16 protein-coding genes and 1 tRNA gene are annotated in these 20803 nt (G+C 60.8%); 4 read left to right on the forward strand and 13 right to left on the reverse strand.

Annotated elements, in window-relative coordinates:
- The first annotated feature begins 130 nt into the window (after positions 1-130).
- On the forward strand, positions 131-1909 hold the full coding sequence (locus tag UB23_RS14190) for an acyl-CoA dehydrogenase C-terminal domain-containing protein (RefSeq protein ID WP_045059943.1): 1779 nt from the start codon (positions 131-133) through the stop codon (positions 1907-1909).
- Positions 1910-2147: 238 nt separating this feature from the next.
- Here UB23_RS14190 and UB23_RS14195 read toward each other — a convergent pair whose 3' ends face one another.
- Positions 2148-3044: a LysR family transcriptional regulator gene (locus tag UB23_RS14195; RefSeq protein WP_045059944.1), complete on the reverse strand. Its 897-nt coding sequence runs from the start codon at positions 3042-3044 to the stop codon at positions 2148-2150.
- 169 nt (positions 3045-3213) lie between these two features.
- Here UB23_RS14195 and UB23_RS14200 point away from each other — a divergent pair, with 169 nt between their 5' ends.
- Positions 3214-4497: an aspartate aminotransferase family protein gene (locus UB23_RS14200; RefSeq protein ID WP_045059945.1), complete on the forward strand. Its 1284-nt coding sequence runs from the start codon at positions 3214-3216 to the stop codon at positions 4495-4497.
- A 194-nt stretch (positions 4498-4691) separates the two neighbouring features.
- Positions 4692-4850, forward strand: coding sequence for a YqaE/Pmp3 family membrane protein (locus UB23_RS28560; protein ID WP_033050408.1), 159 nt, complete (start codon positions 4692-4694; stop codon positions 4848-4850).
- A 90-nt stretch (positions 4851-4940) separates the two neighbouring features.
- On the opposite strand, the gene UB23_RS14210 is transcribed toward UB23_RS28560, so the two are convergent.
- The 10 genes from UB23_RS14210 to UB23_RS14250 form a co-directional block, all read right to left on the reverse strand.
- Entirely contained in the window at positions 4941-6770 is a 1830-nt protein-coding gene (locus UB23_RS14210; RefSeq protein ID WP_045059946.1) for a S9 family peptidase, read from the reverse strand.
- The gene (gene pqqE, locus UB23_RS14215; RefSeq protein WP_163019526.1) at positions 6736-7878 is read right to left on the reverse strand and encodes a pyrroloquinoline quinone biosynthesis protein PqqE; all 1143 of its coding nucleotides are present in this window, start codon (positions 7876-7878) and stop codon (positions 6736-6738) included. Before pqqE ends, UB23_RS14210 begins: the two co-directional genes overlap by 35 nt.
- 4 nt (positions 7879-7882) lie before the next feature.
- On the reverse strand, positions 7883-8158 hold the full coding sequence (pqqD, locus tag UB23_RS14220) for a pyrroloquinoline quinone biosynthesis peptide chaperone PqqD (RefSeq protein ID WP_045059948.1): 276 nt from the start codon (positions 8156-8158) through the stop codon (positions 7883-7885).
- Positions 8155-8907, reverse strand: a complete 753-nt coding sequence (gene pqqC / locus UB23_RS14225) for a pyrroloquinoline-quinone synthase PqqC (RefSeq protein WP_045059949.1) — start codon at positions 8905-8907, stop codon at positions 8155-8157. The genes pqqD and pqqC overlap by 4 nt, the downstream gene beginning before the upstream one ends.
- A gap of 101 nt (positions 8908-9008) precedes the next feature.
- Positions 9009-9920, reverse strand: coding sequence for a pyrroloquinoline quinone biosynthesis protein PqqB (gene pqqB, locus UB23_RS14230; RefSeq protein ID WP_045059950.1), 912 nt, complete (start codon positions 9918-9920; stop codon positions 9009-9011).
- Positions 9921-9996: 76 nt separating this feature from the next.
- Positions 9997-10071, reverse strand: a complete 75-nt coding sequence (pqqA, locus tag UB23_RS28565) for a pyrroloquinoline quinone precursor peptide PqqA (RefSeq protein ID WP_009045898.1) — start codon at positions 10069-10071, stop codon at positions 9997-9999.
- A 156-nt stretch (positions 10072-10227) separates the two neighbouring features.
- Positions 10228-12654, reverse strand: coding sequence for a pyrroloquinoline quinone biosynthesis protein PqqF (gene pqqF / locus UB23_RS14235; RefSeq protein WP_045059951.1), 2427 nt, complete (start codon positions 12652-12654; stop codon positions 10228-10230).
- A 48-nt stretch (positions 12655-12702) separates the two neighbouring features.
- Positions 12703-13497, reverse strand: a complete 795-nt coding sequence (locus UB23_RS14240) for a carbon-nitrogen hydrolase family protein (protein ID WP_045059952.1) — start codon at positions 13495-13497, stop codon at positions 12703-12705.
- Between the two features lie 11 nt (positions 13498-13508).
- Complete coding sequence (locus UB23_RS14245) at positions 13509-15206, reverse strand: flavin monoamine oxidase family protein (RefSeq protein ID WP_045059953.1); 1698 nt, start codon at positions 15204-15206, stop codon at positions 13509-13511.
- Positions 15207-15420: 214 nt separating this feature from the next.
- Complete coding sequence (locus UB23_RS14250) at positions 15421-15882, reverse strand: Lrp/AsnC family transcriptional regulator (RefSeq protein WP_045059954.1); 462 nt, start codon at positions 15880-15882, stop codon at positions 15421-15423.
- 259 nt (positions 15883-16141) lie between these two features.
- Here UB23_RS14250 and UB23_RS14255 point away from each other — a divergent pair, with 259 nt between their 5' ends.
- Complete coding sequence (locus tag UB23_RS14255) at positions 16142-16795, forward strand: hypothetical protein (protein ID WP_045060011.1); 654 nt, start codon at positions 16142-16144, stop codon at positions 16793-16795.
- Between the two features lie 79 nt (positions 16796-16874).
- Here UB23_RS14255 and UB23_RS14260 read toward each other — a convergent pair.
- Positions 16875-16951 (reverse strand) — tRNA-Ile (locus tag UB23_RS14260).
- A 15-nt stretch (positions 16952-16966) separates the two neighbouring features.
- On the reverse strand, positions 16967-20713 hold the full coding sequence (locus UB23_RS14265) for an EAL domain-containing protein (RefSeq protein ID WP_045059955.1): 3747 nt from the start codon (positions 20711-20713) through the stop codon (positions 16967-16969).
- Positions 20714-20803: the final 90 nt, after the last annotated feature.

The following is a 20803-nucleotide window of genomic DNA, read 5'->3' on the forward strand; positions in this document are numbered from 1 at the left end:
GGTTTTCGGTGACCAAAAATTACAAAATAGTCACAAGCTGACGCTATGTGTCGTAAAAGTTGTTGGGGTACACTCGATTCAACCGAAATACTTTCCGTGAATCAACTGTAAAGATCCTGCGAGGTTTGCCATGGCTGACTACAAAGCGCCCCTGCGCGATATGCGCTTCGTTCTCAATGAAGTGTTCGAGGTCGCCAAACTCTGGGCCGAGTTGCCTGCGCTGGCCGACACCGTCGACGCGCAAACCGTAGAGGCCATTCTCGAGGAAGCCGGCAAGGTCACCAGCAAAAGTATCGCACCGCTCAGTCGTGCGGCCGATGAAGAAGGTTGCCATTGGGCGGACGGTGCTGTCACCACGCCGGTAGGTTTCCCCCAGGCTTATCAGACTTACGCAGAAGGCGGTTGGGTCGGTGTAGGCGGTGATCCGGCCTACGGTGGCATGGGCATGCCCAAGGCGGTGTCTGCTCAGGTCGAAGAGATGGTCAACTCTGCCAGCCTGTCTTTCGGCCTGTACCCGATGCTGACCGCCGGCGCCTGCCTGTCGATCAATGCCCATGCCAGCGAAGAGCTCAAGGCCGCCTACCTGCCGAACATGTACTCCGGTGTCTGGGCAGGCTCGATGTGCCTGACCGAACCGCACGCCGGTACCGACCTGGGGATCATCCGCACCAAGGCAGAGCCTCAGGCCGACGGTTCATACAAGGTCAGCGGCACCAAGATCTTCATCACCGGCGGCGAACACGACCTGACCGAGAACATCATCCACCTGGTGCTGGCCAAACTGCCAGACGCACCTGCGGGGCCCAAGGGTATTTCCCTGTTCCTGGTGCCCAAGTTCATGGTCAATGCCGATGGCAGCCTGGGCGCGCGCAACCCGGCCAATTGTGGGTCGATCGAACACAAGATGGGTATCCAGGCCTCCGCGACCTGCGTGATGAACTTCGACGAAGCCGTGGGTTATCTGGTCGGGGAGCCGAACAAAGGCCTGGCTGCGATGTTTACCATGATGAACTACGAGCGCCTGGGCGTCGGCATTCAAGGGCTGGCCACTGGCGAACGCTCTTACCAGAACGCCGTTGAATACGCTCGCGACCGCCTGCAGAGCCGCTCGCCGACAGGTGCGCAAAACAAGGACAAGGTGGCTGACCCGATCATCGTCCACCCGGACGTGCGGCGCATGCTGCTGACCATGAAAGCCTCGAACGAAGGCGGCCGTGCGTTCTCCACCTATGTGGCCATGCAGCTCGACACCGCCAAGTTCAGCGAGGAGGCGGTCACCCGCAAGCGCGCAGAAGACCTGGTGGCGCTGCTGACCCCGGTCGCCAAGGCGTTCCTGACCGACCTGGGGCTGGAGACTACCGTGCACGGCCAGCAGGTCTTTGGTGGCCATGGCTACATTCGCGAATGGGGCCAGGAGCAACTGGTGCGCGACGTGCGCATCACGCAGATCTACGAAGGCACTAACGGCATCCAGGCACTGGATCTGGTCGGCCGCAAGATCGTCGGCAGCGGCGGGGCGTTTTATAACCTGTTCGCTGACGAGATCCGTCACTTCACCGCGACGGCAAGCGCCGACCTTTCGGAGTTCACCAAGCCGCTCAACGATGCTGTGACAACGCTCGACGAGCTGACTGCCTGGCTGCTGGATCGTGCCAAAAGCAACCCGAATGAAATTGGCGCCGCCTCGGTCGAGTACCTGCAGGCATTTGGTTATGTGGCCTACGCCTATATGTGGGCGCTGATGGCCAAGGCCGCGTTCGGCAAGGAAAACCAGGATGATTTCTACGCGAGCAAACTGGGCACTGCGCGTTTCTACTTCGCACGTCTGCTGCCGCGTATTCATTCGTTGAGCGCTTCGGTGCAGGCGGGCAGCGAGTCGCTGTTCCTGCTGGATGCAGCACAATTTTAAAGATGTAACGTCATGTAAGCATTTGCTTACACGACGTGCTGCCGATCTGCCCTATGCGAAAATTGGATCCAGAGCTAATCTACTTCACATGGACGTCGCGCAGGAAGCGCAAAGCAACAACACGGACACGTAGGATTCTGCCAGGACGGCGGAGCGAAATGGATGTCAGGGAAACAGTCTGCAAAGCCCCGCTTCGGCGGGGTTTTCTTTGTCCGCAAGAAAATGCCGGCCTGCGCGCCTAACGCTCGGCCGGACCATTGATGACCTCTTCCAGCAGTGTACGCAACAAGGCCAGCGAGGCTTGTTGACGCTGCACATCGCGACACACCAAGCCTACTTTCAACGGCACCCGCGGCTCGGTCAACGGTTTCCATAGCAGTTCGTCGTTGCCCAGGGCCTTCTGTGAGCGTCCCGGAAGTACCGTGGCCAGGCGGGTGTGCGGCAGACTGTCGAGAATCCCCGCCATATTATTCAGTTCCGCCTGCACTTGCGGACGCCGCCCGAGATTGGCTAGCTGTGTCTGCCAGATCTGCCGCACCTGAAACTCCTCCCCCAGCAACAACATTGGCAGTTCGGCGGCCTGGCTCATCGAGACTTTCTTGAATTCACGCAACGGGTGATCCGCCGGGATGACCAGCGTCAGTTCATCTTCGTACAGCAATACCCCGTGCAAACCAGGCTGGCGGGGCGGCAGGTAGCTGATGCCGATATCCAGCGATCCATTGAGCAACCGTCGTTCTATTTCCAGGCCGGTCAATTCATAGATCTGCACCACCAGGTGCGGTTGGGCCTTGCGCACCCGTTCGAGCATCTGCGGCACGAGGCTGGTGTGGACGGTCTGCAATACGCCGATGGCCAGGGTACGCAGGGCCTGGCCCTTGAAGTTGCCCAACGCTTCGCGCGCGCGCTGCAAGCCATCGAGCAAGGGCAAAGCGTGGTTGTACAAGGTATGAGCGGCCAGGGTCGGCAGCAGGCGCTTGCTGCTGCGTTCGAAGAGGCTGACGTCGAGGTTTTCCTCAAGGTGACGGATCTGCTGCGACAGGGCGGGTTGGGAGATGGCCAGTCGCTCCGCCGCCCGGCCCACATGACCTTCTTCGTAGACCGCGACGAAATAGCGCAGTTGCTTGAAATCCATAAGTAACTCTTATCGAAAGTACTGCTAAATCGAAATGGTCGAATGTCGCCCATCCGCCTAGTCTAACCGCAATGAGAGGGCTTACAGGGCCAACGCGGACGATGAACACCGATTACATTGAAGTCATTTACATAGGCAATGCAAAAAACCTCCACCGAGGTGAAATCTGATGAATCTGTTCAAAATGCGTCGTGGTCTCCCGGACCTTGACGACCTCGCCCTGGACGCGATTGCGCCATCTACAACGGTTAACCCCTCCCGCGAGTACCTGATGCCCAGCGTCGAGCGCCCTCAGCAAGTATTCGTGCGCGGCCAGGGCTCCTGGCTGTGGGACAGCGCCGACCGTGCGTATCTGGATTTCACCCAGGGGCGAGGTGCCAACAGCTTGGGGCATAGCCCTTCAGCGCTTGTAAGTGCGATTGCCGAGCAGGCGCAGGCGCTGATCAACCCCGGCTTTGCTTTGCACAACCGCGGCATGCTCAGCCTGGCCGCACGACTGTGCCAGCTCACCGGTAGCGACCAGGCGTACTTGCTCAACACCGGCACCGAAGCCTGCGAAGCGGCAATCAAGCTGGCGCGTAAATGGGGGCAGCGGCACCGTGCCGGAGCCTCGCGCATCATCGTGGCCAGCAATGCTTGCCATGGCCGCAGTCTCGCGACTATTTCGGCGTCGGACAGCTCGACGCTGACCAATCGGTTCGAACCGCAACTTCCAGGCTTCAGTCACGTTCCGTTCAACGACCTCGCGGCTCTGCATGCGGCTGTCGACGCCAGAACGGTGGCGGTTATGCTTGAGCCGATCCAGAGCGAAGCAGGCGTCATCCCGGCCACCGCGAATTACCTCAAGGGCGTCGAGCGTTTGTGCCGCGAGCTGGGTATTTTGCTGATCTTCGATGAAGTGCAGACCGGTCTAGGCCGATGCGGCCAGCTACTCGTGGAACAATCCTGTGATGTCCGTGCCGATATCGTCGTGCTGGGCAAAGGCTTGGGCGGGGGAGTACCGCTGGCCGCTTTACTCGCCCGAGGTACTGCCTGTTGTTTCGACCGGGGTGAGCTGACGGGGACCCATCATGGTAATGCGCTGATGAGCGCTGCGGGCCTGGCAGTAATGGATGCGCTGCAGGAACGTGGATTTCTCGAGCATGTCGTCACGGTCGGCCAGCACTTGCGCGAAGGCCTGGCGCGTCTGGCGCACCGTTACGGCCACGGCGAACTGCGCGGGCAAGGGCTGCTTTGGGGGTTGGATCTGTCCGACGACTCGGCCGAGGCAGTGGTCAAAGCCGCGCTGTACGAAGGCTTGCTGATCGACGCCCCGCAACCGGCTTGCCTGCGCTTCACCCCGGCACTCACGGTGAGCAAAGCCAACGTTGACGAGATGCTCCTGCGCCTGGCCCGTGCGTTCTCTCGCGTGCGCACCGCGCAACTGCAGTGCCGCAAAGGGATTGCCGTCTGACCAGACCCTTCCTGCAGGAATTTCCGAACCGTCTCGCGGTATAACGCATCGCCCCAGGCCTGATTTTTTTGGCGTGGGGCGTTTTTTTTGCCTGTATGGATGCGCTAAGCGTGGGAAGCAGTGAACCCTGACGAACGGCGCGGGTCGATTAGGTGTGCGGCTCACCGGAGCCTACTTCAATCAGGAGCTGACCCATGGATATCATTCGAATCATCATCGCCATTCTGTTGCCGCCACTGGGTGTGTTCCTGCAGGTGGGTTTTGGCGGGGCATTCTGGCTGAACATTCTGCTGACGCTGTGCGGGTATATTCCAGGGATCGTGCATGCGGTTTATATCATCGCCAAGCGTTGAGATGTGTTGCGTCAGTTATATTGCAATCGCCAGTCAGCTAGCGCCTACAGGTGTAGGCGCTAGCTGGCTGGCGATGCTGGCACTGCGGTGTCAGCACTTGTCCAGCCCCAGCACCCGCCGATAGAACAACCACTCCTGCTCCAGCGCGTGCGCCTGGTTGCTCGCCTTGCGAAAGCCGTGGCGCTCGTCCGCGTAGTAATGCGCTTGCACCACAATGCCGTTGTCCTGCAACGCCTTGACCATGTCACGGGTCTGCTGCGGTACCACCACGGCATCCAGTTCACCCTGGAAAAAAATCATCGGCACACCAATGTTGCTCGCATGCAGCAAAGGGGTTCGTGCGGCGTAGCGTTCGGCATCCTGCACCGGGTCGCCAATCAGCCAATCCAGGTAGTCACCTTCGAACTTGTGAGTGGCGCGGCCAAGGGCCACCGGGTCGCTCACGCCGTAAAGACTGGCGCCTGCGCGGAAGACGTGGTGAAAAGCCAGCGCACACAGGGTGGTGTAGCCACCGGCGCTGCCGCCGCGGATGAATGCCTGGTCACCGTCAATCAACCCGCTGTCGGCCAGATGGGAAACGACGGCACAGGCGTCTTCGACGTCCACTTCGCCCCACTTCAAATGCAGCGCCTGACGATAGGCTCGTCCATAACCGCTGCTGCCACGATAATTCAGATCGGCCACGGCGAAGCCGCGTTGCGTCCAATACTGGATTCGCGGATCGAGCATCGGATAGCAGGCGGAGGTTGGGCCACCGTGGATGAACACTACCAGCGGCGGCTTCGCCTCAGCCCTCATCGCCGGATAGAAGAAGCCATGGGCTTCACCCGTTCCGCTGGGGTAACGCAGGGTTTGCGCAGTGCTGATCTGATCGGCAGGCAGTGGCGCGATGCCACCGGCCAGCACGTTGAACTCGCCGGTGGCGCGATCGATGGCAATCACGGCTGATGGGCTGACCGGCGAAGCCGCGATGCAATAGATGAATTGCTCATCAAGGGCGAGATGCCGAAAGCGACTGTAGCCGCCCGTGAAATCTTTATCTTGATTGCCTGCCAGGCCCAGTTTGCCAAAACCTTCTTCGGTCCAGCTTGCCAGGTAGCTGTCGTCGGCCAGGGGCAGCCATGTACAGCCACCGAGCTGCCACGGCGCGGGGGCGTGATCGGCAGCGGCTGCGGGAAGTGGGTGAAGCCCGTCTTCGGCCTCGACCCAGGGCTGCCAGTAGCCGGCGCGATCGGTCAGGCAGGACAGGCGACCACGGGTATCGAAGCGCGGTTGCTGGAGTGATTCGTCGTTGCGCTGACCAGCCACGCAGCGCGGGCTGTTGAAACCGCCATCACTGTCGCGCTCGGCGACCATCAATCGGGTAGCGGTCCAGGGTTGATGCGGTCGGCTCCATTCGATCCACGCCAGGCGCCGGGCGCCTTTGCTCAGAGTTGGCGCGGCGTAGAAGTCGGCACCTTCTGCCAGCAGGTGACGGCTGCCGTTGGCAATATCGATGGCGACCAGTCGATGGCGGTCCCGGTGCTCCTCGACGGCCAGGACCTGGCCATCGGCGAACTGCAGGTCACCGTAACGGCATTCACCTGAAGTCAGCCCAACCGGGGTTTCACCGGCCAGCGACTGTCGATACAGTTGCTGGTCAGCCTCGTTGACGAAAACAATCCCGTCATCGGTCAGGCAGAACGCGCCGCCGCCATATTCGTAGACACGACTGCGCACGCTGAACCCGGCAGGCGTCAGGCAGCGGGCCTGACTATTGCGCCAATGCCAAATGCGACACGCGCCATCCTCAGGACGGTACTCGTTCCAGAACAAACCCTGGGAGCCGAGCTGCAGCTCCGCAAAGTCGACACCGGCGGCGACGGCCCTGGCGGCGCTGAAAGGCTCAGCTTTTGGCGATGAGGCGTGAGTTTCGTTCATTGCGAAAGGCCAGTTGTTCAATGGTTTGGGTCGCGTGCTCGGCTTCTTCGCGGGCCTTGAGAATCACGCCGTGGTGTTGCGACTTGCTGCAAACCGGGTCGGCATTGCTCGCGTCTCCGGTGAGCATGAAGGCCTGGCAGCGGCAGCCGCCGAAGTCCTTTTCTTTCTCGTCGCACGAGCGGCACGGTTCAGGCATCCAGTCGTAACCGCGAAAACGGTTGAAGCCGAACGAGTCGTACCAGATGTGCTGCATGCTGTGATCGCGCACGTTGGGGAACTGTACAGGCATTTGTCGCGCGCCGTGACAGGGCAGGGCGGTGCCGTCCGGGGTGACCGTCAGGAAGATACTGCCCCAGCCGTTCATGCAGGCTTTCGGACGTTCTTCGTAGTAGTCCGGCGTGACGAAGATCAGCTTGCACGGATGCCCTTCGGCCTCCAGTTTGGCCCGGTATTCGTTGGTGATGCGCTCGGCACGCACCAGTTGTTCCCTGGTTGGCAACAGGCCGACCCGATTGAGCTGCGCCCAGCCGTAGAACTGGCACGTTGCGAGCTCGACGAAATCGGCCTCGAGGGCGATGCACAGCTCGATGATGCGGTCGATCTTGTCGATGTTGTGCCGATGGGTCACGAAGTTCAGCACCATCGGGTAGCCATGGGCTTTCACTGCCCGGGCCATTTCCAGCTTCTGCGCGAAGGCCTTTTTCGAGCCGGCCAGCAAGTTGTTCACTTGCTCGTCGCTGGCTTGGAAACTGATCTGAATGTGGTCCAGTCCAGCCTTCTTGAAGTCGCTGATTTTCTGCTCGGTAAGCCCGATGCCTGAGGTAATCAGGTTGGTGTAAAAGCCCAGTTTGCGCGCTTCGGCGATCAGTTCGGCGAGGTCCTGGCGCACCAGGGGTTCACCCCCGGAAAAGCCCAGCTGCGCGGCGCCCATTTCCCGCGCCTCGCGAAATACCTTGATCCACTGTTCGGTGCTCAGCTCTTTGCCCTGCTCGGCGAAATCCAGGGGATTGGAGCAGTAGGGGCATTGCAGGGGGCAGCGATAGGTCAGCTCGGCCAGGAGCCAGAGAGGCAAGCCGATTTCAGGCTTGGGCGGTAACTTGTCCGACACGCTGTCAGGCAAGTTCGATCCAGTGCTGAGCACGGGCGACCTCCATGAATTGCTCAATGTCTTCACTAAGCTCGGGCACACCCGGGAACTGTGCGTCCAGCTCGGCGATGATCGTTGCCACGTCGCGCTCGCCGTCGATCAGGCCGCCAATCAGGGCGGCGCTGTCGTTGAGTTTGATCATGCCTTCGGGGTAAAGCAGCACGTGGCCTTTCTGCGCGGGTTCATATTGGAAACGGTAGCCCGGGCGCCAGGTGGGGGTTTTGCTGCGATCAAAACTCATAAGATGATTCCTTTATGCCAGACCCGTTGTGCGGTCACGCTGTGATACGGCGGGCGGTTCAGTTCGTAGGCCATGCTCATGGCATCGAGCATGCTCCAAAGAATGTCCAGTTTGAACTGGAGAATTTCCAGCATGCGCTCCTGGCCTTCCCGCGTCGTGTAGTGCTGCAGAGTAATCGCCATCCCGTGCTCGACATCGCGGCGTGCCTGGCCCAGGCGGGTACGGAAATATTCGTAGCCGGCAGGGTCGATCCACGGGTAGTGCTGCGGCCAGCTGTCGAGGCGCGACTGGTGGATCTGCGGTGCGAACAGTTCAGTCAAGGAACTGCTGGCGGCTTCCTGCCAACTGGCTCGGCGGGCGAAATTGACGTAAGCGTCCACGGCGAAGCGCACGCCGGGCAACACCAGTTCCTGGGAGCGCAGCTGGTCCGGATCGAGGCCAACGGCCTGGCCCAGGCGCAACCAGGCTTCGATCCCGCCGTCTTCACCGGGGGCGCCGTCGTGGTCGAGCAGGCGTTGTATCCACTCGCGGCGGATTTCGCGGTCCGGGCAGTTGGCGAGGATCGCCGCATCTTTGAGGGGGATGTTCACCTGATAGTAGAAGCGGTTGGCGACCCAGCCCTGAATCTGCTCGCGGCTGGCGCGACCTTCGTACATCGCCACGTGGTAGGGGTGGTAGATGTGGTAGTAGGCGCCCTTGGCGCGCAGGGCGGCTTCGAATTCGGTGGGGGACATCGGGGTGTCGGGCATTTCGGTTCTCCGGTGTTCGGTGGTGTCCGGGCTGGCCTCATCGCGGGCAAGCCTTGCTCATCCACTGTGGGAGCAAGGCTTGCCCGCGATGGGGCCGTCAGCTACAGCACAATACTCATGCCGTCATAGGCCACTTCAACCTTGCGCCGAACCAGCTCGGCACGCTGCGGCGAATCTTCATCGAGAATCGGGTTGGTGTTGTTGATGTGAATAAGCACCTTGCGCTGATCAGGCAGCTGTTCCAGCACTTCGAGCATGCCCCCCGGGCCGTTTTGCGCCAGATGGCCCATTTCCCGACCGGTGCGAGTACCAACGCCGCGACGCTGCATCTCGTCGTCATCCCACATCGTGCCATCGACCAGCACGCAGTCGCTGGAGGCCATGATCTCCAGCAACGGCGCGTCGACCTTGCCCAGGCCTGGTGCATAGAACAGCTTGCCGCCGGTGTTCAGGTCTTCGACGATAAGGCCGATGTTGTCACCCGGATGCGGGTCGAAGCGGTGTGGCGAGTAAGGCGGTGCCGCACTGCGCAAAGGCAGCGGAGTGAAGCGCAGGTTCGGGCTGGAGGGGATACTGAAGCTGTGGTCGAGCTCGATGCGGTTCCAGCTCAACCCGCCGTTCCAGTGGGTCAGCATGGTGAACAACGGAAAACCTGTGCTCAGGTCCTCATGAACCATGTCCGTGCACCACACCTGGTGCGGGCAACCTTCGCGCAGGCTGAGCAGGCCGGTGGTGTGGTCGATCTGGCTGTCCATCAGGATGATCGCGCTGATGCCCGTATCGCGCAGTGCGCGGCCCGGTTGCATCGGGGCGAAGCTCTGGAGCTGGGCGCGGATGTCCGGCGAGGCATTGCACAGCACCCAATTGACGCCGTCATCGGATATCGCGATGGACGACTGGGTACGCGCGGTGGCCTTCAGGCTGCCGTCGCGAAAGCCTGCGCAGTTCGCGCAGTTGCAGTTCCACTGGGGGAAACCACCGCCAGCGGCGGAACCTAGAATCTGGACAAACATGGCCGCTCCAACATTTCAAATCCGAAAAATAAAAACGCCCCGGTGAACCGAGGCGCTGAACCGCGAGAACAACTTATTAGCGGCTGGCGAAGTACATGGTGACTTCAAAGCCGATACGCAGGTCGGTGTAAGCAGGTTTGGACCAGGACATGGGAGTGCTCCTTCAGGTGGTTGGGACAGTTGAGATCTATACATATAGTCCACCTCCAGCTGGAGATGTTCAGATAGTTAGGTGGCTATGTTACTCAAAATTACAGAACTCTTGCCCGTGAAACTTTGAGAAAGCTCTTTGCAGCCTCGGTAATGATCATTTTGCCACTTGCCAGGGCAGGCCGGGAGACACAGCGCTGGCCAGGCAGCGCCCCCCGCCGGTGGCCTCATCAACACTGCGGGCTGCATCTAGCAGGGCCTGTGAGTCTGTCGTTAAAAGTGCCCGCTGCAACTGCTCCAGGTAATCCGACGAGCGGCCGCCCAGTTTGCCCTGCCACAACAGTTCGCTGGCCTGGGACTGCTCCAGTGCAGTGATGTCGAACTGAGCCGCCAAGGCCTGGCGCTGGGTGTCGATGACTGCCTCGTCGATGCCCTCAAGCATCGCCGGCAGGTCGCTGATGAAGGCCTCGATGTGCTTGAGCAGCTCATGCGCAACGACGCTCGGCGATTGCACCCCGAAGACGATGCCCACCTGGCCATGCAGCTGCCGCAGCGCACTGAACACCGCATAACCCAGCTGCTGTTCCACGCGAAGGCGCTGGTAGAAGGGCGTCTGGCACAGGTGCGCGAGCAGGCGCCAGGCCGCCTCGTCAGCAATCTGCCGGGTAGCGACCGGACAGAACAGCAGCAGAGCGTGTTCACTGGAGGCTGTATCTATCTTCGTCCACAGGTGCTGGGTATTGATCGAAGCGGGTGCGGTCAATTGGGTGTCCGCCACGCCTGGCACGCGACTCAAGGGCAGGCCCATTGCCGCCTGGGTCTGGCTGGAAAGACCGGTGGCCAGCCCGTCCCAGCGCGCTCCCGCCCAGAGGTGCTGCAGGTCTGCCGATTCCTCGACTGGCTCCAGGCATTGCCCGGGCAACGCCTCGAGCAACTGTCGAATAGGCATCAGCGCCAGGCGCTTGGGCGGTTCCCGTGGAACATCGGTCTCGGCCTTTGTCAGCTCTTTTAGCGCATGCTCGAGGATGATCGGCATGGGGTCCTGCAGGCCGGTCATTTTCAGTAGCCATTGATTGCCGCAGGCACTGAAGGAGCAATCCACACCCGCCTGGCGCGCGTCTTCACGCAAGGTCAGAAGACGCTGTTCCAGGTTTGCCTGAAGCTCAGGCCGAGGGCTGGCTGCCAGCCGCCAGCGCAGATGGATCGCGCCTTCATCCGTATTGTCCGGCAACGCCTGGCTGAACTGCATGGGCGATTGTTCGCGGCGACTGCGCAAGCGATCCTGGGCAAAGGTACGCAGGCCGCGATGCTTGCTGGTCTGCCCACGAATCAGTCCGGCGCTGGGCGCTGCAGTTTCTGTTTGCAGGAACGGGTTGGGAAGTGGCAGTTGCCATGGCCCGCTGAACTTATCCACAGCGCCGATTTGAGCGAGGATTTGCTCAAGCGCGAGCGCTTCGTGGTCGCTTGTCCCGGCCTGTTCGCTGTCCAGTTGCGCCAGGCGCAGGGCGCTGCTGATTCGCTGCTGGCGTTGCAGCAGGGCGCTGAATTCGTCGCGCCATTGCGGCTGATGCTGCTGGGCGGCAAAAAAGCCCAGCCAGTTCTGCAGTTGCTCGCGAAGCACGAGCACCTGGTGCGGTTGAGTGGTCGTGAAGCCCAGGTGCAGCAACGCTTGTCCGGCGAATTGATACAGCGGCCTGGCGGTCAATTGTTCCGCCAGCCCAGCCTTGCGCAACTCTGCGAGGAACCCTGCGGGTTTGACCGCGTTTAACCAGTGACACAGGAACGCCAGCGCTTCGCGGGACGAACCAGGCAGTGCCTCGAGCGCGAACAGCAGATCCACACGTCCTTCACCGGCCTGTTGATAACTGTTGCTTGCTGATTGCATCAGGGCGGCAGGCGCTGTTTGCGGGGCTTTTTCACCTTTGGCAACAGGTTGGGCGAACACCTCGGCCAACGCCTTCAAATCCTCGAGACTTTGCGGCCCCGCCAGGCTCAATGTCATTTGCCCGGCTTGATAGAAATGCTGATGGAAGTCCTGCAGGGCGCGCTGAAACTCAGGCCGCTCGACCGCCAGGCTGTCGCGATTGCCCGCATGGAATCCCCGCAACGGGTGAGTGGCCGACAGTCCTTCGAACAGCGCATGTTGTTGTTGCGCCGTCGCGTCCTGGGACCAGGCGACATATTCCGCGTGCAGCACTTCGCGTTCGCGCAACTGTTCGTCCAGGTTCATACGCGGGTGAGCGAGCATGTCCGACAGGCGCTCCAGCCCACCGCTGAAAAGTGCTGGCGGCAGTTCGACGAAAAAGTCGGTGGTACGTTCGTTGGTGCGCGCATTGACCTGGCCGCCATGCCCTTGCACGTAGGCCATCAAGCCCTGGCCTGCGGGAAAACGCTCGGTGCCCAGAAAAAGCAGGTGTTCGAGAAAATGCGCCAGCCCAGGCCACGCCAGAGGCACGTCGTGACTGCCCGCATTCACCCGCAGCACAGCGGCGCAGCGCTTGAGATGCGGCGCGTGGCGCAGCGTCACCCGCAGGCCGTTGGCCAGGGTTTCAGTGTGGGGACGGGAGGGAGTCGACGCAGGCATGAGCACTTCCAGTACAGAGAAGCGCTAATGCTAGCGGATAACGGTGGATCAGCGCTTGTTCAGGTCGCCATAAAGCTCGGGACGACGATCGATCAGGTAACGATTGGCCGCCCGGGATTGGAGCATCAACTGGCGATCCAGCTCGCCGACGATCAAGGCTTCATCCAGACCGGCCTGGGCTACGCGGCTACCATCCGGTGCGGCAATGCTGCTCTGGCCGCAGTAGTGGATGTCGCCTTCTGCCCCGCAGTAATTGGCATAGGCCACGTAGCACTGGTTCTCGTAGGCCCGGGAGCGGACCGTGACGTCGGCGATGAAGTCGTAAGGAATCATGTTCGCCGTCGGTACCAGGATCAACTCGGCACCTGCCAGGGCCAGGCGTCGAGCATTTTCCGGGAACTCCAGGTCGTAGCAGATCAGAAAGCCGAGCTTCCAGCCGTTGAGCTCCACCACCGGGAAGTCGTTGCCGCCGGCATTGAACATCGAGTGATCGAGGTCGCCGAACAGGTGCGTCTTGCGGTAGTTGCACAGGCGCTCACCGTGGGCGTCGATCAATTGCACCGAGTTGTAGATCTGCCCGTCCTCGGTGCGCTCGGGATAGCCATACAGGATGGCAATGCCGGCGGTTTTAGCGATGCGCGCGATTTGCTGCGCCGATTCACCGTTGTGCACTTCGGCCAGTACGCTGACGGCATCGATGCCAATGTTGTAGCCGGTCAGGAACATCTCCGGCAATACCAGCAAATCTGCACCCTTGGCCTCCAGTGCCAGTTGATGCAGACGCTGCAGGTTGCCGGCGACATCCAGTGGCAGTGGCGGGCATTGGTATAGAGCTACGCGCATTTGAACTCCTTTTACTCGGGCAGGGCGATCGGACCGATCTCGTTGAACACATCTCCTGGACCCGGGTTCTCGGCGTGAGTTTCACCGCCGAAGTGTTTCATGATGCCCCACACCGCATTGAGCGAGGTCTGCACTGCCCCTTCGACCCACGCCGGCGTCCACGACACGTCATCACCGGCGATGAAGATTCCGCGCTGCTCAGGGGGCATGTCGTCCTGCATGAAATGGGCATACATGCGCTGGTTGTAGCGGTAGTGACCGGGCAGGGCGCCTTTGAATGCGCCGAGGAAATGCGGGTCGGCTTCCCAGGACACGGTAATCGGGTCGCCAATGATGCGCGCGGCAATGTCGACTTTCGGGTAGATCTTCTTCAGGGAGTCCAGCGCCAGCTTCACGCGCTTCTCCACCGGGTGCGGGAGCATCTTCAGGGCATCGCTCATCCATGAGTACGAGAGGCAAATCACCCCAGGCTTGTCGACGCCATTTTCATACTGGCCGTTGTCGAACAGGTAGGTGCCGCGGGTCAGGCGGTCGGTGAGCGTCATGCTCATCAGGTCGCGACCGGTCTGCGGGTCCTTGTCCTTCCAGAATGGCCGGTCGACCATCACAAAGGTTTTCGAGGATTGCATGTAGCGGGTGCGGTCCAGGGCCATCCACATTTTCTGCGAGAACAGGCTTTCGTCGCACTCGATCTGGGTGGTCAGCAGCCAGCTCTGGCAGGTGGTCAGCACCGCTGCGTACTCGCGGGAGTCGCCATAATTGTCGGTGACGGTGAAGCGCCCGTTCGGCGCGTGGGCAATCTTCTTCACCCCCGAACGCGGAGCGCCGCTGTGCAGTGAACTGAGGCTGGTGCCCTGGGGCCAGTGCACGCAGCGTTCCGGCACATGGCGCCAGATGCCCAGCGGTACCTGTTCCACGCCGCCGACTACCAGGTGCTGGTGGTCGTCGCAGTTGGTCATGACCACGCGGAAGATTTCCAGCATCGAGTTGGGGAAGTCCGAATCCCAGCCGCCTGTCCCGAAGCCGACCTGGCCAAACACTTCCCGGTGGTGGAACGACAGTTTGGCGAATGCCTTGGAAGTGGCGACGAAGTCGTAGAAGGTCCGGTCATCCCACAGCGGCACCAGGGTGTTCCACAGCTCCTTGAGGCGCGGTACGTCGCGGTCGCGGATGGCTTGCTGGATATCTGAAAACTGCGAGCCGGCTTCCAGCGCATCCGCCCAGGCGTCAGCCACTTCCTGGAACAGTGCAGGAAGGTCCGCGAGTTTCTGCGCGTAATGAGTTTTGCCTTCCAGATCGATCACCGTGCTGCCTGACGCCGGGGTCAGCGGGTTCGGGAACGGTTTGGTCTGCAGGCCGAGCTTGTCGACATAGTGGTAGAACGCCGTGGACGACACGGGAAAACGCATGCCGCCCAGCTCGGCCACGATGCCGTCAGCGCCGTTGAAAGCCTGGGAGCGCAAACGCCCGCCCATTTTCGAGGCTTCATAGACAACGGGCTTGAGGCCCAGCTTCATCAGCTCATAGGCCGCCACCAGGCCGGCGATGCCCGCACCGACGATCGCTACCTCGGCACCGTGATTGTCTTCAGGAATACTGCCCAGGCCGGCCGGATGTTCGATCCAGTCGTCAAAGGCAAACGGGAAGTCCGGGCCAAAGATGGTGACTGGTTTCTTACCGTCTGCAGGATGGCGATTGTTCTTGTTCATGGCTGACCTTGCTGGCGACCCGACGCGGAATGCGCATCTGAGTATAGGAAAAGATGCCGGCCATTCTAGAGCGCGTCGAATACGTTAATAAGACGCAATGTGTCGTCGTTTTGCTGGTTTACCGATCAGAATGACGAATTAAATAGGCATATCGACCATCGGTGCGGCAAAGATTGCCGGCGATGAGGCCAGCAGGATCACCCCTGTCCGAAACTCATACCGGCTGCCCGCGATCAATCTTGCTGCTCAAAATGATTGAAGTCGTGGTTTTCTCCACCCCATCCACACTGCCGATCTGATCCAGCAACTGATCCAGCTGCTCCGGCGAATCCGTCCGCAACCAGGCGACATAATCAAATTCACCACTGACCGCACACAGTTGCTGGACCTGCGCCATCGCACTGAGACGGCGCAGCACTTCCTTGCCCGAACGCGGTTGCACGGTGATCCCCACATACGCCTGAAGCCCGCCGTCAACCAATCGCTGGCCCAGACGCACGCCATAGCCGGTGATGACCTTGGCCTTCTCCAGCCGTGCCAGCCTTGAAGTCACTGTAGTGCGGGCAATGCCCAGTTGCCTGGCGAGCATGGCCACGCTTTCGCGGGCGTTGATCTGCAGCGCGGCGATCAATTGGCGGTCGATTTCGTCAAGGACAGGCGGGCGAATGTCGGGCAAGGGGCGTCTCCAGCGGCATGGATCATTGGGGCTGCATGTTACAGGCCCGCCACACATCGCGGATGTTTGATCCAGGCTCAACACTGTTCCGATGAAGACGGTGCAGCACACCGGCCCGCTGGTCATTCGCATGCAACTGCCGATCCCGCTCGGCGTGCCCACTCTGGGCGCCTCCCTGGCTACCCAATCCGGCCTGCTGGATGGACAGCTGCCGCCGCTCGTAGTCGAATGCACTGTCCAGGGATGCGAGGCGATGAAAATGACCAGCAAGTTGCCCCCGGTCATCCGGGAACGCGCACTGCAGATTGCGCATCACGAAATGGGGCACTACGTGGTGGCCCAAGCGTTGGGGTTTGCAACAGGTGGAGTGACCTTGTCCGTGACCATGGACTTGCGCCACCAAGGCGGTGCTTCGATCACCCTGGCGCGCCCGATTGCCTCCATGGAGGCGATGAAGACGCATCTGGAGGCCAGGGTGATGGTGCTTCTGGCTGGGGCCATGGGACAGACCCTGTCTTCAACTCATTCGATTGCCAGGCGGGTCGACAAGGCGCAAGCCGTAGGCATTCTCAAGGGTGCGCAGGGCGCTGAGCAGGACTACGCAAAAGTCAAAGAGCTTCAGCATCTGCTGCGCAATATAGCCTGCCCTGACACCCATCCAGCGTCATCCGACCAGGTAGCGGCGCAGCTCAAGGTGATAACAGACGACTTGTGGGTCCGGACTCAGAAGATCGTCGAAGAACGGGCCGAAACGATTTCCGGGTTAGCAAGCGTGCTGGTGGATGGCATGGCTATCGTGGAGCAGTGGGGCCGGTCGGCGGATACGTATGAGGTGGTGTTGCCTGCGGCGACGCTGGAGCGTTTGGGGTTGGTGCGGGGCATTCCATTGGTTCGGGTGGCACCACCACACTGACGTGTGCGGTGAGGTTCTGACTGGAATCAAGCCAGGAAGAGAAAAACGCAAAAGCCGCGCAAAGCGCGGCTTTTATGTTTGGTGGGCCCACACGGACTTGAACCGTGGACCAAAGGATTATGAGTCCTCTGCTCTAACCAACTGAGCTATAGGCCCTCAGTAGGTCGCGGATTATAACGATGGTTTCTCGGCTGTGCTATCCGAAAAGCTCGAAACTGTTGTACGAAGAAATGTCGCGGCGAATTCGTCGGGTGGCAGGGGCAGGCTGACGATGTAACCCTGGATCTGGTCGCAGCCTTCGGCAGCGAGGAATTGTTGCTGGGCCTGGGTCTCGACGCCTTCGGCGATCACGGTGAATTGCATGCTGCGGCCCAGGGCGATGATTGCGCGAACGATGGCCACGTCGTGCGGGTCGTCCGGCAGGCCGCGGACGAAAGACTGGTCGATTTTGAGGATGTCCAGCGGGAGCCGCTTGAGGTAGCTCAGGGATGAATAGCCTGTACCGAAGTCATCGATTGCCAGTTGCACGCCCAGGTTTTTGAGCTGGTGCAGCACTGCCAGCGCTTCTTCCGCCTGGCTCATGATGAAGTTTTCGGTAATTTCCAGTTGCAGTAGATCCGGTCTGAGACGGTTGTCCTTGAGCAGTTGTTCGATGCGCCCGAGCAGGTTGGGCTGGCGCAGCTGGGCGCCTGCCAGGTTTACCGACAGCGGGCCCATGCTTTGATAGAGCTGATTCCACTCCAGCATCTGGCGGCAGGCGGTTTCCAGTACCCAGTCGCCGATCTGCAGGATCATGCCGTTTTCTTCGGCCAGGGCAATGAAGTTCTCTGGTGGCACATCACCGAAAGTCGGATGGCGCCAGCGGATCAGTGCTTCGGCGCCGACCAGGCGATGGTCGTCGAGGCTGATCTTCGGCTGGTAGTGCAGGTGTAGTTCATTGCGCTCGATGGCGCGGCGCAACTCGTGTTCCAGCGCTACCCGCTCACTGGCCTGGGCGGTCAGGTCGCGGGTGTAGCTTTCGACGCGGTTGCGGCCCTTGGCCTTGGAGCGGTACATCGCGGCGTCGGCATTCTTGACCAGTGTGGCCACGTCACCGCCGTCACGGGGATAGAGGCTGGTGCCAATGCTGGCGCTGATGAAGAACTCATGTTCACCGGCCTGGAACGGCGCCGAGAAGCAATTGAGCAACTTGTTGGCGATGTAGTCGGCATCGCTGGGTTGTTGAAGGCCTGGAAGCAAAATGATGAATTCATCGCCGCCGAGTCGTGCCACGGTGTCGATGTCCCGCAGCTGCTCTTTGAGGCGCACGGCAATGCCCTTGAGCAGCAGGTCGCCGACCGGATGGCCGAGGCTGTCGTTGATGTGTTTAAAGCGGTCCAGGTCGAGAAACAGTACTGCGCCCTGGCCGCCGTTTTCCTGCTGGTTGTTCAGCGCAGTCAGCAGCCGGTTTTCGAACAATGTGCGGTTTGGCAAGCCGGTCAGTGGATCGTGGTGCGCCTGGTAGTCGAGCTTGGCCTGGGCGTGCTTGAGGCTGGAAATGTCGGCGAACACGGCAACAAAGTGGGTAATGAATCGGTCGCGGTTGCGCACTGCGCTGATGGTCAGCCAGCTGGGGTACAGCTCTCCGTTTTTACGGCGGTTGGAAATCTCCCCTTGCCAATGGCCTTCGGCGGTCAGTTGATGCCACATGGCGGCATAAAACGCGCTGTCATGCAGGCCTGATGCGAGCAGGCGAGGGGTGTGACCCAGTGCTTCGCTTTCGCTGTAACCGGTGATTTCGGTGAACGCGCGATTAACCGCGCTGATGTGCTGCTGGGTGTCGGTGATCAACACGCCCTCGGCGGTGCTCTCGAACACGGTAGCGGCCTGTTGCAGCTTCTCCTGCATCAGGTGGCGTTCGGTAATGTCCCGGGCGATGGTCAACATGCAATCTTCATTGCCGATTGGCAGCGGCCGGCTGGACACTTCGCAAAGGCGAATCTGCCCGTCGCTGCGGCGGATGTGGCAACTGAAGTCGCGAACAAAACCATCGCGGTTGAGCAGGTCGAGCATCTGCTTGCGCTCGTTGAGGTTGACCCAGATGCCCAGTTCCAGGGAGGAGCGGTCGACCGACATCGCGCTGTTGAAGCCGGTGATGCGGCTGAAGCCATCGTTGACCTCCATCAACAGGCCATCGCTTTGGCGCGACAGCAACAAGCCGTCCGGGGAAGCGTGGAACGCCTTGGCGAATTTCTCCTCGGAGATTTGCAGCTGCTGTTGGGTCTCCTTGAGCTGGCTGATGTCACGAACGACAACGACCAGCGCCGGGGTGGCATCCAGGTCGAAGGGTTCGGCGGAGATCAGGCCGGTGAACACTTGGCCGTTGTTGCGGCGAAAGGGCATCTCGAGGTTGCGGATGCTGCCTGCCTGCAAGCGCTGCAGCAGGCCCGGGCCGACGCCGGGGATGCCCCAGATGTTCAGGTCAGTGGCGGTTTGGCCGATGACTTCCTCGGAGCCGAGGCCGATCTGCTCCTCAAACGCTTCGTTGACCTCCAGCAGGCAGCCATCGGACAACCGCGCAATCACCAGAATGTCAGGGCACTGCTGGAAGACCGAGGCGAACTTCTGCTCGGACAGGCGTAGCGCTTCTTCCGTGCGTTTGGCGTCGCTGATGTCGATCATCAGGCCGCGCAGCACCGGCTCGTGCCCATGCTCGATCAGGCTGACGATGTCGCGTACCCACAGGCACCGACCGTCGGCGGTGATCACGCGGTAATCGACCGTGTGATCACGCCCGGCCAGGACTTCGTGGTCGCAGAAGGTTTGGGCTCGGGTCAGGTCTGCAGGGTGAATGATGTTGCGCCAGAACCCCGGGATCAGCCAATGGGAGAGCGGGTAGCCGAGCAGTTCTTCGGCATGCGGCGACACGTAGCTGTAGGTGAAGTCGCTGATACGCGCTTCCCAGGCAATGGCCGAAAGGCTCTCGACCAGGCCGCGGTAGTGATACTCGCTGCTGCGCAATTCCTGTTCGAGATCGACCCGGCGGGAAATTTCCGAGCTCAGTCGGCGATTGATCCTGATGACGACCGCCAGCACGGTGATCAGCAGCAATAATCCCGGCAGGCCGTAAACCAGCAGGTCGGACCAGAATGTACGGTGATCCAGCACGTTGCCGACCCAATGCTCCTGAATGGCGCTGATTTCAGCCGGGCTCATGTCCGCCAGGACCTTGTCCAGGATGCCAACCAGTATTTTGTTGTCCTTGGGCACGGCCATGGCCAGTTGATAGCGGTAGGGCGTCTCGCCGCTCACATACAGGCCGTCGAGCTTCAATTGGCGCAGGCTCCAGACGCTGGAGGCGAGATCGCCGACCACGGCGTCCACTTCATCCGTCGCCAGCGCCTGCAGCGCCGAGCTGACGTTGGGCATGGCCACCAGGTTCAGGTCGGGATGATGGGTGCGCAGCAGTTCATGGGGGGCGTAGTTGTCCACCACAGCGATTTTCAGCCCGTACAAGTCCGCGATTTTGCGCGGCTGGGCGCCCCCCACGTGGGCGAGGATGACGATCGGAAAGTCCAGGTAAGGGCGCGTGAAGGATAAATAAGATTGGCGTTCCGGGGTCGACATGATGCCCGGCAGCAGATCCAGCTTGCCTTGTTTGACCTGCTCCAGGACCACCGTCCAGCTGACGGGCTCGACCGGTTTGAGGTCGACCGACAGGCGTTGCCGAATCACGTCGATATAGTCTGCGGCAAGACCCTGGTAGCGGCCCTGATCGTCCCGAAACTCGAAAGGTGGCCAGGACGCATCGACACCCAGGCGCAGGTGCGGATGGGCGTCCAGCCAGCTACGTTCTTCGTCGGTTAGAGTCAGAGCGCCAGCCGTTGTGGTCCAGGTGATCAGCGACAGTAAAAAAAGCACGGTCGGCAGTCTGGGCATAACGCTCTCGTTATGGCTCGGGGGAATGTTTCGAGTGTAGACGGGCAATTCGGCGGGAGGGAAGTGCGGGGGATTTAATCTACATAAAGC

Origin of the sequence: Pseudomonas sp. ES3-33 (assembly GCF_000952175.1) — a bacterium.
Taxonomy (GTDB): domain Bacteria; phylum Pseudomonadota; class Gammaproteobacteria; order Pseudomonadales; family Pseudomonadaceae; genus Aquipseudomonas; species Aquipseudomonas gregormendelii.